This is a genomic window from Bradyrhizobium sp. (assembly GCF_049691595.1).
Classification (GTDB): Bacteria; Pseudomonadota; Alphaproteobacteria; order Rhizobiales; family Xanthobacteraceae; genus Bradyrhizobium.
The window spans coordinates 1-12,424 of the sequence record NZ_JBAVNZ010000256.1 but is presented as its reverse complement, the minus strand read 5'-3'; the positions used below and the strand labels follow the sequence as shown (position 1 = coordinate 12,424).

Annotated in this window: 11 protein-coding genes and 1 pseudogene; 3 read left to right on the top strand and 9 right to left on the bottom strand. The window is 63.6% G+C overall.

From position 1 onward, the window contains the following. The 5 genes from WCE35_RS11475 to WCE35_RS11455 form a co-directional block, all read right to left on the bottom strand. Positions 1-2,229 (bottom strand): efflux RND transporter permease subunit (locus tag WCE35_RS11475; RefSeq protein ID WP_424593455.1); only part of this gene is annotated, 2,229 nt, incomplete at its 3' end. A gap of 122 nt (positions 2,230-2,351) precedes the next feature. Beyond that, positions 2,352-3,458, bottom strand: a complete 1,107-nt coding sequence (locus WCE35_RS11470; protein WP_424593454.1) for an efflux RND transporter periplasmic adaptor subunit — start codon at positions 3,456-3,458, stop codon at positions 2,352-2,354. Positions 3,459-3,651: 193 nt separating this feature from the next. Beyond that, positions 3,652-4,818, bottom strand: coding sequence for a winged helix-turn-helix domain-containing protein (locus tag WCE35_RS11465; RefSeq protein ID WP_424593453.1), 1,167 nt, complete (start codon positions 4,816-4,818; stop codon positions 3,652-3,654). A 163-nt stretch (positions 4,819-4,981) separates the two neighbouring features. Next, on the bottom strand, positions 4,982-5,212 hold the full coding sequence (locus WCE35_RS11460) for a hypothetical protein (RefSeq protein ID WP_424593456.1): 231 nt from the start codon (positions 5,210-5,212) through the stop codon (positions 4,982-4,984). A 319-nt stretch (positions 5,213-5,531) separates the two neighbouring features. Continuing rightward, a complete protein-coding gene (locus WCE35_RS11455; RefSeq protein WP_424593452.1) occupies positions 5,532-5,759 on the bottom strand; it encodes a FitA-like ribbon-helix-helix domain-containing protein in 228 nt (75 codons plus the stop codon). 406 nt (positions 5,760-6,165) lie between these two features. Here WCE35_RS11455 and WCE35_RS11450 point away from each other — a divergent pair, with 406 nt between their 5' ends. Beyond that, positions 6,166-6,798 (top strand): OmpA family protein, encoded by a 633-nt coding sequence (locus WCE35_RS11450; protein ID WP_424593451.1) that lies wholly within the window; start codon positions 6,166-6,168, stop codon positions 6,796-6,798. Positions 6,799-6,897: 99 nt separating this feature from the next. On the opposite strand, the gene WCE35_RS11445 is transcribed toward WCE35_RS11450, so the two are convergent. Continuing rightward, positions 6,898-8,193 carry a phospholipid carrier-dependent glycosyltransferase gene (locus WCE35_RS11445; RefSeq protein ID WP_424593450.1) on the bottom strand — a complete coding sequence of 432 codons (1,296 nt, stop codon included), beginning with the start codon at positions 8,191-8,193 and terminating at the stop codon, positions 6,898-6,900. A gap of 195 nt (positions 8,194-8,388) precedes the next feature. On the opposite strand from WCE35_RS11445, the gene WCE35_RS11440 reads away from it, so the two are divergent. Continuing rightward, positions 8,389-9,111 carry a FecR family protein gene (locus WCE35_RS11440; RefSeq protein WP_424593449.1) on the top strand — a complete coding sequence of 241 codons (723 nt, stop codon included), beginning with the start codon at positions 8,389-8,391 and terminating at the stop codon, positions 9,109-9,111. A 26-nt stretch (positions 9,112-9,137) separates the two neighbouring features. Further along, the gene (locus WCE35_RS11435; protein ID WP_424593448.1) at positions 9,138-10,154 is read left to right on the top strand and encodes a hypothetical protein; all 1,017 of its coding nucleotides are present in this window, start codon (positions 9,138-9,140) and stop codon (positions 10,152-10,154) included. A 17-nt stretch (positions 10,155-10,171) separates the two neighbouring features. On the opposite strand, the gene WCE35_RS11430 is transcribed toward WCE35_RS11435, so the two are convergent. The 3 genes and pseudogenes from WCE35_RS11430 to WCE35_RS11420 all read right to left on the bottom strand — a co-directional run. Continuing rightward, the gene (locus WCE35_RS11430; protein ID WP_424593447.1) at positions 10,172-10,660 is read right to left on the bottom strand and encodes a VOC family protein; all 489 of its coding nucleotides are present in this window, start codon (positions 10,658-10,660) and stop codon (positions 10,172-10,174) included. A 401-nt stretch (positions 10,661-11,061) separates the two neighbouring features. Further along, positions 11,062-11,943 (bottom strand): MlaD family protein, encoded by an 882-nt coding sequence (locus WCE35_RS11425; protein ID WP_424593446.1) that lies wholly within the window; start codon positions 11,941-11,943, stop codon positions 11,062-11,064. A 140-nt stretch (positions 11,944-12,083) separates the two neighbouring features. Further along, positions 12,084-12,416, bottom strand: a pseudogene (locus WCE35_RS11420) (ABC transporter ATP-binding protein); the annotation flags it as partial. Positions 12,417-12,424 lie beyond the last annotated feature (8 nt).

The following is a 12,424-nucleotide window of genomic DNA, read 5'->3' as shown; positions in this document are numbered from 1 at the left end:
CACCTGCGCGCCCGAGATCAGCATGGCGAGCGCCTGCGAGACGTCCTGCGGGGTCAGGCCAAGCGCGCGGGCGCGGTCCTGATCCACCACCAGCTTCAGATAGGGCGACTGCTCGTTCCAGTCGAGCTGCGGATCCTTGACGTTGGGGTTCTGCCGGACGACGGCGCGCACCTTGTAGGCGATCTCGCGCACGGTCCCGGCGTCGGGGCCGATGACGCGGAACTGGACCGGGAAACCGACCGGCGGACCGAAATTGAATCGGTCGACCCGCACGCGGGCTTCGGTCAGCGCGCCGTCGGCAACCGCCTTCTCGATCCGCGCCTTGATCCGCTCGCGCGCCTCGACGTCCTTCGACACAATGACGATCTCGGCAAAGGCCTCGTTCGGCAATTGCGGACTGAGGCCGAGCCAGAACCGCGGCGAGCCCTGGCCGACATAGGCGGTGTAGGTCGCGATATCCTTGTCGTCGTTGAGCAGCGTTTCGGCCTGCTTCACGGCCTTTTCCGTGACATTGAACGCGGTGCCTTCCGGCAGGCGCAATTGCAGGAACAGTTCGGGCCGTTCCGACAACGGGAAGAACTGCTGCTGCACCCGGCCGAAGCCGATGATCGACAACACGAACACGCCGACCGTCGCCAGCACCACCGTGACGCGGTGATCGACGCACCACTGGATCATGCCGCGCAGGATCCGATAGACGCGCGTCTGATAGACCGCGTGCGGGTCGTGGTTGTGGTGGACGGTGATGTTCGGCAGCAGCTTGACGCCGATATAGGGCGTGAAGATCACGGCCACGAACCAGGAGGCGACCAGCGCGATCGCCACGATCGAGAAAATGCCGCCGGCATATTCACCGACCGCCGAATTGGCGAAGCCGACCGGCAAGAAGCCCGCCGCGGTGACCAGCGTTCCCGTCAGCATCGGGAACGCGGTGGATTCCCAGGCAAAGGACGCGGCGCGGACGCGGTCCCAGCCCTGCTCCATCTTCACCACCATCATCTCGACCGCGATGATGGCGTCGTCGACCAGAAGGCCGAGCGCGATGATCAGCGCGCCGAGCGTGATCCGATGCAGGTCGAGCGACATCGAATTCATCACGATGAATACGATCGCCAGCACCAGCGGCACCGACATCGCCACCACGATGCCGGTGCGCCAGCCCAATGCGACAAAGGAGACGAACAGCACGATCGCCAGCGCCTCGATGAAGGAGTGCACGAACTCGCCGACGGCGTGTTCGACCACCTTGGGCTGGTCGGCGATCTGCTCGACATCGATGCCCTGCGGCACCGCCTTCATGAATTCCGCGACCGCGCTGCCGACGTCCTTGCCGAGCTCGAGGATGTTGGCGCCCTTGGCGGTGACCACGCCGATGCCGAGCGCGGGCCTGCCTTCCTGCCGCACCGTATAGGTCGGCGGATCGACGAAGCCATGGGTGACGGTGGCGATATCGCCCAGGCGAAACACCCGGCCGTTGCTTTCGACCGGCGATTCCGCGACCGCCTTGACGCCATCGAGCGCGCCGGTGACGCGCAGCGGCACCCGCTGCGCGGAGGTTTCCACCGTGCCAGCCGGCGTGACATTGTTCTGCTTGGCGAGCGAGTCGAACAGCGCCTGCGGCGTGATGCCGAGCGTCGCCAGCTTGGCATGCGAGAACTCGACGAAAATCCGCTCTTCCTGCGCGCCATAGAGATCGACCTTGGTGACCCCTGGAACCTTCAACAGCCGCTGGCGCAGGCCTTCGGCGGCCTTCTTCAATTGCGCGAAGTCGGCGCCATCGCCGGTCATCATGTAAAGGATCGAGTCGACGTCGCTGAACTCGTCATTGACGACGGGGCCGAGCAGCCCGGCCGGCAGCTTGTCCTGCACGTCGGCGAGCTTCTTGCGCAACAGGTAAAACAGATACGGCACGTCCTTCGGCGAGGTCGAATCCCTGAACGTCACCTGCATCGCCGTGAATGACGGTTTGGCGTAGGTCTGCACCTTCTCGAAGAATGGCAATTCCTGCAGCTTCTTCTCGATCGGGTCGGCGACCTGGGTCTGCATTTCGGCCGCGGTCGCGCCCGGCCAGATCGCCGAGATGTTCACCACCTTGACGGTGAAGAACGGATCCTCGGCGCGGCCGAGCTGCCGGTAGGAGAAGAAGCCGGCGGCGCCAAGCGCGACCATCAGGAACAGAACGAGCGTGGGATGGCTGACCGCCCAGCCCGAAAGATTGAAGCGCTTCACCGAACCCTCCAATTTAAAAACCGTGTACGTTGAGGCCGTCATTGCGAGCGAAGCGAAGCAATCCATCGTGCCGCAAAGAAAGTATGGAAACTTCGTCGCTTCCGCTCCTCGCAATGACGGGACTAGAACGACAGCGACGAGACGACCCGAACCTTCTGGGAAGGATCGAGCTTCTGCACGCCGAGCGCGACGACCCTGGCGCCCTGATCGACGCCGCCGGAGATGACGACGGAGTTGGTCTCGTAGGATTTGACGGTGACCGGCGTCAGCGTCACCTCGCCGGCATCATCGACGATATAGAGCGAGGGGCCGCCGCCCTGGCTGTACAGCGCCGACAGCGGCAGCCTTGCGACGCGCGTGGTCGCGGAATCGGCCAGCGTCACCGTCGCGGTCATGCCGAGCGAGACGTTTTCACCGGCCTCGGGCAGCGAGAATTTGGCGAGATAAGTGCGCGTGGCCGGATCGGCCGACGGCGCGACCTCGCGCAGCTTCGCGGCATATTTCCTGTCGGCTTCCGACCACAGCGTCACCGTGGCGACGCCGGACTTGGCGCGGCCGACCAGGGTTTCCGGGATCGCAACCACGGCTTCCTTCTCACCAAGGCGCGCGACACGGATCGCGGTCTGGCCGGAGGCCACGACCTGTCCCGGCTCGACCAGGGTCGCGGTGACGACGCCGCGGGTATCGGCCGCCAGCGTCGCGTAGGAGAGCGAGTTTTTGGTCAGTTCGACCGAACGCTCGGCGCGATTGAGCCGCGCCCGCGCCTCGTCGGCGGCGGCCCGGCTCTGGTCCATTTGCGCATCGGTGGTCCAGCCCTTGGCGCGCAGATCCCTGGCGCGCTGTTCGGCGGCGCCGGCCTGTGCCAGCACGCCGGTGGCGGCGCGCTGTTCGGCTTCGGCCTGCTCGGCCTGCAGTTTCAGATCGACTTCATCGAGGGTGGCCAGCGGCTGGCCGACATCGACGGTCTGGCCGACCTCGACCAGGCGCTTTGAGATCTTGCCGGGAACCCTAAAACCCATGTCGGTCTCGATCCGGGGTTTGATAGTGCCGACAAAGCTGCGCTCCGGCGTCTCGGCCTCGTAACGAACGGTCGCCACCAGAACCGGGCGTCCCGGAGCAGCTTTCTCGGCCACCTTCTCGTTGCAGCCGGTCAGCGCAATCACCGCCAGCGCCAGCATCGCTCCCGTTAAAAGCCTGTAATAGCTCGATAAAACGGAATGGACGAACATCGGTCTCTCCATCGGCCCAGCCTCGATGAAGACTATGTAATGTTCACTGATAAGTGTCAATATTCGTCAGTAGACACCAATTCGTGAGGACGAAGCCGTTGGCAGGCAAAGCTTTCAGTGGAACCGACGCAGCCCGGATCGGACTTCATTTGCGAAATGACGGTCCGGAGACCGCTGGCTTCCGGAAGGAAAATCACTCCTCGAGCTGAAAGCGCTCGAAGCGGTGCAGTTCCTCCTCGATCCGGCGCTTGAGATCCTTGCGCGCGCCCCGCGCCGCGCCCCTGCCCACCCAGTTCCATTTCTGCATCAGCAGTTTGCGGCTCTCGCGGTCGGTCTTGAGATCGAGCGCGGCGACGATGTCATCGCCGACCAGAACCGGCAGCGCGAAATAGCCGAACACGCGCTTTTGCTTCGGCACATAGGCCTCGAAGCGGTGGCCGTAGCCGAAGAAAAGTTCGGTGCGCTTGCGCTGGATTACGAGCGGATCGAACGGCGAGAGGATGTGCACGCGCGAAGGATCGCCCTCGCCTGACGGCTCCAGCGCCGCAGGGTCCGCCCAATGCTCCTGCGGGCTCGCGCCCTCGAGCGCAACCGGCACCAGCGCCTTGCGGCGCACCCGCGCGTCGATCAACCGCCGGACCGCGGCCTTGCGCGGCGCATCGAGATGGCAGATCGAGTCCAGGCTGACGACGCCTTGCGCCCGCAGCGCGCGGTCGAGCAGATAGGCGGTCACTTCGCTCGCCGAGGCCGGCTTCGGCGGCTGGTCCCAACCAAAATGCCGCGCCGTCAGCTCATAGGTCTTGAGCATGCCGTTGCGCTCGGCGATCGTCACCGCGCCGGTGTAGAACGCGAGCTGCAGCGCCCGCTTCGACGGCTTGCGGCTCGCCCACAGATGCTCCTTCTCCGTCAGCACGTCGTCCTCGATGTCGCGGATCGTCAGCGCGCCGTCGCGCCGCAAGCGCAGCATGACTTTTCGCATGTCGGCCGGGCTGACGGATGCGAATCGCTTGTGACGTTCGCGCTGGTGCAGCTTCATCGCAGGCAGGAAAAACCGCAGATCGTCCGACGGCACGTAGGACAACGCGTGGGTCCAGTATTCGAATACGCTCTTGTCGACGCTCTGGGCCTGGCGCAGGTCGGCGCGGCGGTAATCGGGAATGCGGGTGTGGAGGATGTGATGATGGGCGCGCTCGATCACATGGATGGTGTCGATCTGCACATAGCCGAGATGCCTGACCGCGGCCGCGACCGCGGGCGGCCCCTCGCCGAACGGCGCGGGCACATCGAGCCGCTGGGCGCGCAGCCAGATTCGCCGGGCACGGGCCTGGGTCAGGGCAAGCGGTTCGGTCGCGCGGGACATCGCGCGGCAATGTAGCGGGATTCGCTTGAATGGGGAGATGCGTCAACGCGCGTCGGCCGGAAGCTCGAGCTTGTAGACGTCCCTTACCGAATGGTTTCAGCTGGTCGTGCCGCCACGCTCCCAAAGACGATGGATTTGTGACGCCGCGATGCAGCGGCCACGTTCATTGCTTCGGCCGCTCCGCCACACTCCCGGTCGCGACTTCGGCCTCGCAGGACGCCTTGCCGCGCTGCGTCGCCTGGCATTTGTAGACCTTGCCCGTGAGGCGATCGAGCAGCCACGCGCTGTCCTCGGTGGGACTCTCGAACCCGACATAGCGGCTGCCCAGCGCCGTGATCAGCGTGGACAACAGGATCGCCGCGGCGATCATGGCCGCGCCGATCAAGATCGGCAACGAACTTGCCGGTGCGGGATGATCCGGGCTGATAGGCCGATAATGTTGATACTCGCGCTGCCGCTTGATTGACTGAAACACCGCCCTGCCCGTTCGCTTCTTCAAGGATTCTTCTTCTAGCCTTTTTAGGATTTTTATTGGCGAACATTTTTTCTAAGTCCGCATCTGGCCGATTTATTGTCCGCGGATCGGCGCCCCTGCGACGGCATTGCGACCCGGAAGGATTCGGAGTTGCGTCACACCAGTTCCATGCGCGCATGGTGGCCGGGCGAAGCGGCAAGACGTTTGTCGCGGGTGAGTAGCGGAGCATCGAAGTTTGTCAATGGCGATCGCGTTCGGCGCGGACCGCTTGTGCCGGCGCTACCGAAGAGGTCATTCCCGGGCGCCGCACCAGACGGGCTCGCAGTTCGTCAATCGTCGGTCGCTCAGCCGACCGAAGGATCACACCAAGCAGGTAGTCGGAGAGCGACAGGCCCGCCAGCGCCGCACGCGATTTGAGCCGGCGGTGCAGCGCATCCGGCACATGGCGAATCTGAATCTTCGTCATCATGTCGAAAACATGAAAACTTGTAGATGGCATGTCAAGCGCGCAAGATTCCGTTCTGTGCGCGCAACCAAAAGCAAGTAGCCCGCACGAGCGCAGAGATATGAAGGGAGCAGAACAAGAAACCCGGAAGTCGCGGAGCCTGTCATCGGGCGCGCATTCGCGCGACCCGTTGGCTCATCCGGGCTGACCCGGGCCGGCGTGACGGCGCCAAACTCAGCGACCAAAACGGCGGCCCGCAGGCCGCCGGGTTTCGCGGCCGCTGTGGACATTGGAAATCGCCCAACTTGGGGCATTCCGCTCCAGCAACGTGACCTGAATCACATTCGCCAATTTGAACCCGTCCTATTCTCGCAGCATCAAACCGCCAAGCAGCCAGATCGGCTGGCGTAACCTTGAGGATATGACAATGACCCGCTTTCACACGCTTTCATTGGTGACGATCGGCGCCGCGCTGTCGATGACGGCGGGCCTGGCGTTTGCCGGCGACCCCACGGTCTCGGCCGATCAAATCCTGAGTGCCTTGAAGCCGAAGCCTTTGACCCGCGGCATGTCGGCCGGCCAACCGGCTGACCCGGCGGTGCAGGCCAGGGAAACCAGTTTCGTCGACAGCCTGCGCAACCGCAAGAGCCGGTCGCTCTCGCTCGGCGAACGCGAGGAGATTGCCGAGATCGCGGCGACCAAGCCGAAGATCGACCTGGAGATTCAGTTCGACTACAACTCCGCCGCTATCCGCACCAGTTCGATGCCGGCGGTGCAGGAGCTGGGCAAGGCGCTGTCGAACGCCGGCCTGAAAGGTTCGACCTTCGTGGTCGCCGGTCATACCGATGCGATCGGCGGCGACGCCTACAATCAGGATCTTTCCGAGCGCCGCGCCGATACGATCAAGAAGTATCTGACCGACAAGTACGGCATCGCCGGCGCGAATCTCGTCACCGTCGGCTACGGCAAGACCAAGCCGAAGGTTCCGAATGCGCCGATGGACCCGGTCAACCGCCGCGTCCAGGTCGTCAACATGGACACCAAGACCGCGTCGCACTGAATTGGCCGAAGATCGTCCGCCTGCCGGTTCAGCGCAGGCGGATTTCGCAAGAATTGACCCGTGGAAGCCACGTCGCGCCACGCGCGACGTGCCGGTCCGTCAAATCCAGTTCTGAAAGATCATCAGCCGGTTGAACGTCCGCATCGAGGTTTCCGCGAACGCGGCCGAGATCGGCAGCATCGCGACAAAGCCGGCGAACCCGATCGCGACGAAGGCCCAGAGCAGCCAGCGGGGCGTGTTGGGGCGCCGCAACGCATAGACCAGCGCGAAGCTCGCCGTGGTCGCCGCCGGCAGATAGTAATAGATGAAGCCGAGCGTTCGCGGCAGCAGTACCCAGCCGAGATAGGGCCCGAAGTAGAACGACAGCACCAGGAAGGCATCGGCCCGGCGCGTCACGATCCAGTCGCGCAGGCAGACGGCCAGCGCGACCAGCGCGGGCCACAGAATCAGGGGATTGCCGAGTAAAACCACCGCCGCGATCCGGTCGTCGCCGGTCTTGTCGAACAAATACCAGACCGGGCGGACCAGCAACGGCCAGGACGGCCACGAGCTCATATAGATATGGCCGGCGATCGCGGACGTGGTGTTATCGCCAAAGATCCGGCGTTGCGCCTCCAGGATGTCGGGAAGCGACAGGCCGTAGAGCGGGATGAAGGTCGAGAGATAGACGGCCGCGGGAATCAGCAGGAAGCATGCGGCGACGTGGTAATGTCTGAAATCAGGCCAAAGATCCGGGCGGTACCAATCGGCAGGGTTGCCGGCGGCAAACCGGGTGCGCCAGCCCTGCATCAGGCGGATCACGCCGACGATGACGATGCAGACCGCGAGCACGAACACGCCGCTCCATTTGCAGGCGATCGAGAGACCGCAAGCGAGCCCCGCCAACGCGAACCAGCGGTGCGGCCTCGGCTTTCCGAAGCCCGCGATGAACGCCGCGACCGCAAACAGGCTGAATGTGAGCGCGAAAATATCCAGCATCGCGATTCGCGATTGCACGAACAGCATCTGGTTGAAAAAGGCGAGCAGGCTTGCGGCGATCGCTGGCCCCTGCCCGGCGAACAGCGCCAGGCCGCCGAGATAGACCGCGACGATGGCGAGCGATCCAAACAGTACGGCGGGATAGCGCCATCCCAGCGGCCTGTCGCCAAGATAGTGGATCGACAATGCGATGAGCTGTTTCGCCAGCGGCGGATGCATCGGGTTCAGCACCGGCATCGGCATCACCGGCTCGAGCATCTGCCGCGCCGCCGGAACATAATGCACTTCGTCGAAATAGAATTTCTCCGGCGTGCCGACGCCAACCAGCAGCGCAACATGCGCGGTGACGAAAATAATGACGGCGATGATGGCGGTACGCTCAACCGAACGAATGAGAACGGAAAGTGATCCTGGCACGATGGATCCCGAGTCAATGACGTTGTGGCAAAATCAAGGCATGACAACGCGGCTTTTTCATTCATCGCATCGAACATGTTTCGATTCCACCATCACTAACCGTCGCGTCTGTTGCGCATCGCTTGTGACAATTCTGCTACATCGCACGCGAGCGTGATCCAGTACGATGAAGGTACCAAATTGATTGGTCGTGAAATGAATTTGCGTCACGGTATTGTTTCCGCGCTGGTGCTTGGTTCGGTGGTCGCGCTGATGGCGCGTCCCGCTCAGGCGCAAACGCGGGTCGGCGAAGCGGCCGTCGTCAAGAATGAAGTCGTCCGCGTCGCGGCATCCTCGACCATCCAGATCAATGTCGGCGACGCATTGCTGCGCGACGAAGTCGTGCGCACCGGCATCGAGAGCGCGGCGCGGCTGGTGATGGCGGACAATACCAACCTGTCGCTCGGCCCGAGCGCGACGATCAGGCTCGACCGCACCGTCTTCAACGACGAGCACAGCTATCGCGACATCGCGATCCGGATGTCGTCGGGCGCATTTCGCTTCGTCACCGGCAATTCGGAAAAAACCGCGTACAAGATCACGACGCCGCTTGCCACGATCGGCGTGCGCGGCACCACCCTCGATATCCTGTCGCAGCGGGGCAAGACCACGGTCGTGCTGCAGGACGGCGCCTCGACGGTCTGCACCGTCAGCTTTCAATGCATCGATCTGACGCAGCCCGGCGACACCGCGATCATCAGCTCGGTTGGCGGCAAGATCACGATTCTGAAGACCAACAACCCGCCCTGGACCTTCGCTTCCACTTGCGGCGCGGTGGCAGGACTTTGCAGCACCACCCGATATGCGGATGCGACGCCGACGATCATGCCGCCGGTCGATGACGGCAGCGATCCGACCGGCATGCTGTGCGGGCGCTGACCATGGCAAAATCCATAGAAAGATCGATGGTTTGCGCTCCCCTGGCGGTGGCCGTTGCTGTTTTGCTGGGCCTGGTGAGCGCTACCGCCGCATCGGCGCAGAAAATCTCCGTATCCGCTCAGAATTGTGACGGGCCATGTCCGGTTACCGGCGCCGATTCCAGCGGGGCATCGATCGGCGATCTGGCCAAACAGCGCTTCAACCAGGCGATCACCAACCGCGTGCTCGGCACGGTGCTGCTCGGCGTCAACGAGCAGGTCAATTGCAACGATTGCGTCAGCGCGTTCGGCTCGGCGGGATCGTTCTCGGCCGGCGTCCACGGCCGCAAGAACCTGACCGCCAATCTGTCGCTGCTGGCGGGCATCGCCTACACCCAGTACAGCGAGGGCGGATACCACGTCACCAGCGCACCGATCGGTGCGTTTGCGCTGCGCTATGATTTCACCGACTGGGGATCGTCACGGCCGTTCTTCGATATCGGCACCATCCTGTCGCCGTACCAGAAGGTGCGTTACACGCGCAGCTATGTGACGAGTCTCGGCGCGGTGTCGCTGGATGGCCGGACCACCAGCGAGGATTACGGCGTCTATGGGCGCGCAGGCTGGATCAGCCGGTTGTCGCCGCGCGATGAAGCCGCGGCCTCGGTCGAGGTCTGGCAATTGTGGCAACGGGTCAAGGGCTACGCCGACCCCGCCGCCGCGTTCAATCCGTTCGACGCCTCGATTGCCGGCGGCACCGATCGCACCACCCTCGTCAAGGTCGGCGGCCAGTGGACGCATCTGTTCGGCTCGAATGTCGAGGCCAATATCAATGGCGGCTTCGTGCAGTCCTTCGCGACCCATTCCGGCATCGTCGCCACCGTGACCGGTGACGGCACCGTGGTGCCGACGATCGGCAACCAGAGCTGGTTCGAGTATGGCGGCCGGCTCGGCTTCCGCATCACCAAGGGCTGGGTCGCCGACCTCTTCGTCAACGGCACCGCGGGTCCGCAGCCCGTCGGCAACACCATTCATGGCGGCGTCGGGCTGCGAATCAGTTATTAGGCCAGCCGCGACAGCGATCAGGCCGCCGACTTGCCCTCATAGGCGCGCCGGAGCCCCTCGATGTCGAGCTTGACCATCCCCAGCATCGCCTGCATCGCCCGCTGCGCGCCGGCCCGATCGGGGCCGCCCAGATATTTCGGCAGCGCGCTCGGCACGATCTGCCATGACACGCCGTAGCGATCCCTGAGCCAGCCGCAACGTTGAGCAGAGCCTCCATTGGCCAACAAGGCGTCCCATAGCCGGTCGACCTCGGCCTGGTCGGCGCAATCGATCTTGAACGAGACCGCGTGGGTATATTCAACCCGCATGCCGCCATTGAGCGCCATGAAGCGCTGCCCGGCCAGCGTGAACTCGACCACCAGCACCGAGCCGGCTTTTCCGGCCGGACCGTCGACGGGGTTCCTCTGCACCGTTTCGACCCTCGAATCCGGCAGCAGCGACACATAGAAGTTCGCGGCCTGCTCGGCCTCGCCGTCGAACCACAGGCAGGGTGAAATTTTGGACATGCGTCGTCTCCTCACGTTGCGTTCGTCCGGAGGACGAATGGTAGGGCAGGTATCCGACACCAGTTTCTAGACTAATTTTACAGAGAGGAAACTTAGCCAGCCGTCATATGCGAGCGTAGCGAAGCAATCCAGAAATAGATGGAAATAGTCTGGATTGCTTCGCGGAGTTTATCATCGGGCGGCGCTTCGCGCCGACCCGTTGGCTAAGAAGAAACTGGAAGCTAAGTTACTGATTTTATTGGTTCCGGAAAGACGTGAAATCCACTCCGCGGTTCGTTGTTTCATCCACCAGGGTCGGCCGTCAGGTCGGTACAGAACTCGCAATGACGGCAGCAAAAGGTAATCCGCCGTTCGCGGCCGCAGCGGCGCAATACGCTTACGCTGTTGCGCCCTACGCTCCCCTACTGCCGCTTCCGCTCGCCGGCCGCAGGCGCTGGCGGCGGCTTCGGTGCTTCCGCAGGTGCGGCGTTGTTGCTGTTGCCGGCGCCGAACAGCAGCCGCGTCGGGTTGCGGTCGAGGTTGTTGACGGCACGGCTGATGTCGCCGAGCGTCCGGCGGCCGTCGGCCATCAGCGCGCCGGATCGCCGGTCGAAATCCTCGGCCAGTTCCTTGATCGACTTTACCATCGCCGACAGCTCGCCGCCGGCATTGCCGCCCGCGATCGAATTGAGACCCAGCATGAGATTGTCGGCCTTGACCATCACGCCGTCGACCTTGAGCATGACGTTGTCGATCCTCTCGGAATTGCGCGCCAGCGCCGCGGTGAAGGTCTCCAGGTTACGCAGCGAGTTCCTGACCGATTCCTGGTTGTCGGCGACCAGCCGATTGACGTTCTGCAAGGTGCCGCGGATCGCTTCGGTGACGTCCTGCAGCGCGTTCGGGTCGGCGGTCAAGACCGGAACGCCGTCCTCATCGAGTGGAACGGCGGGCGCGGCCTCCTCGCCGCCCTTGAGCGAGATCGCGGCGACGCCGGTGAGTCCCTGGAATTCCAGCCCGACGAGGGTGTCCTTGCGGATCGGGGCGTTGTTCTCGACCATCGCGAGCGCGACCACACGACGCGGATTGTCGAGCTTGACGGATATGACTTCCCCTATCCGGATACCGTTAAAATTGACGCTGCCGCCGTTGCGCAGGCCGGACGCCGGGCCCTCGAACACGATCCGGATCGGGCTGCGCGCCTTGGTGGTATGCAGGCTCTGGAACCAGAGCACGAAGCCGAACGCAGCCGCGATCACCGCCAGCGTGAAGGCTCCGATCAGGACGTAGTTCGCCCGCGTTTCCATCAATTGCTCCGGTAATCGATCATGATCCGATTGGATCGAATCGGATCATGATCTCATCTTTTTGTTTGAGCACGATCCCTCGGGTCAAGCCCGAGGGCATGCTTTTCGGAAAACCGGTTCCCGCTTTTCCGGATCATGCTCTAACCCATCACCGCGCGGGCGCGCTTGCCATGGAAATATTGCCGCAGCCAGGGATGCTGCGAGGCCTGCATGTCGGCAATCGATCCCGCGGCAATGATCTTACCGTTCCCTAACACGGCGATACGGTCGCACGCGGTGTAAAGGCTGTCGAGGTCGTGGGTTACCATGAAAACGGTCAGGCCCAAAGTGCGCTGCAGGGTCCGCACCAGCTCGTCGAAATCGCCGGCGCCGATCGGATCGAGGCCGGAGGTCGGCTCGTCGAGGAACACCAGTTCGGGATCGAGCGCGAGCGCGCGCGCCAGCGCCACGCGCTTGATCATGCCGCCGGACAGTTACGAGG

What these genes read in the sequence shown, in the direction of transcription:
- WCE35_RS11470 (WP_424593454.1), bottom strand. Translation starts at nt 3,458, where the DNA reads ATGTTCGTCCATTCCGTTTTATCGAGCTATTACAGGCTTTTAACGGGA.
- WCE35_RS11465 (WP_424593453.1), bottom strand. Translation starts at nt 4,818, where the DNA reads ATGTCCCGCGCGACCGAACCGCTTGCCCTGACCCAGGCCCGTGCCCGG.
- WCE35_RS11455 (WP_424593452.1), bottom strand. Translation starts at nt 5,759, where the DNA reads ATGACGAAGATTCAGATTCGCCATGTGCCGGATGCGCTGCACCGCCGG.
- WCE35_RS11450 (WP_424593451.1), top strand. Translation starts at nt 6,166, where the DNA reads ATGACCCGCTTTCACACGCTTTCATTGGTGACGATCGGCGCCGCGCTG.
- WCE35_RS11440 (WP_424593449.1), top strand. Translation starts at nt 8,389, where the DNA reads ATGAATTTGCGTCACGGTATTGTTTCCGCGCTGGTGCTTGGTTCGGTG.
- WCE35_RS11435 (WP_424593448.1), top strand. Translation starts at nt 9,138, where the DNA reads ATGGTTTGCGCTCCCCTGGCGGTGGCCGTTGCTGTTTTGCTGGGCCTG.
- WCE35_RS11430 (WP_424593447.1), bottom strand. Translation starts at nt 10,660, where the DNA reads ATGTCCAAAATTTCACCCTGCCTGTGGTTCGACGGCGAGGCCGAGCAG.
- WCE35_RS11425 (WP_424593446.1), bottom strand. Translation starts at nt 11,943, where the DNA reads ATGGAAACGCGGGCGAACTACGTCCTGATCGGAGCCTTCACGCTGGCG.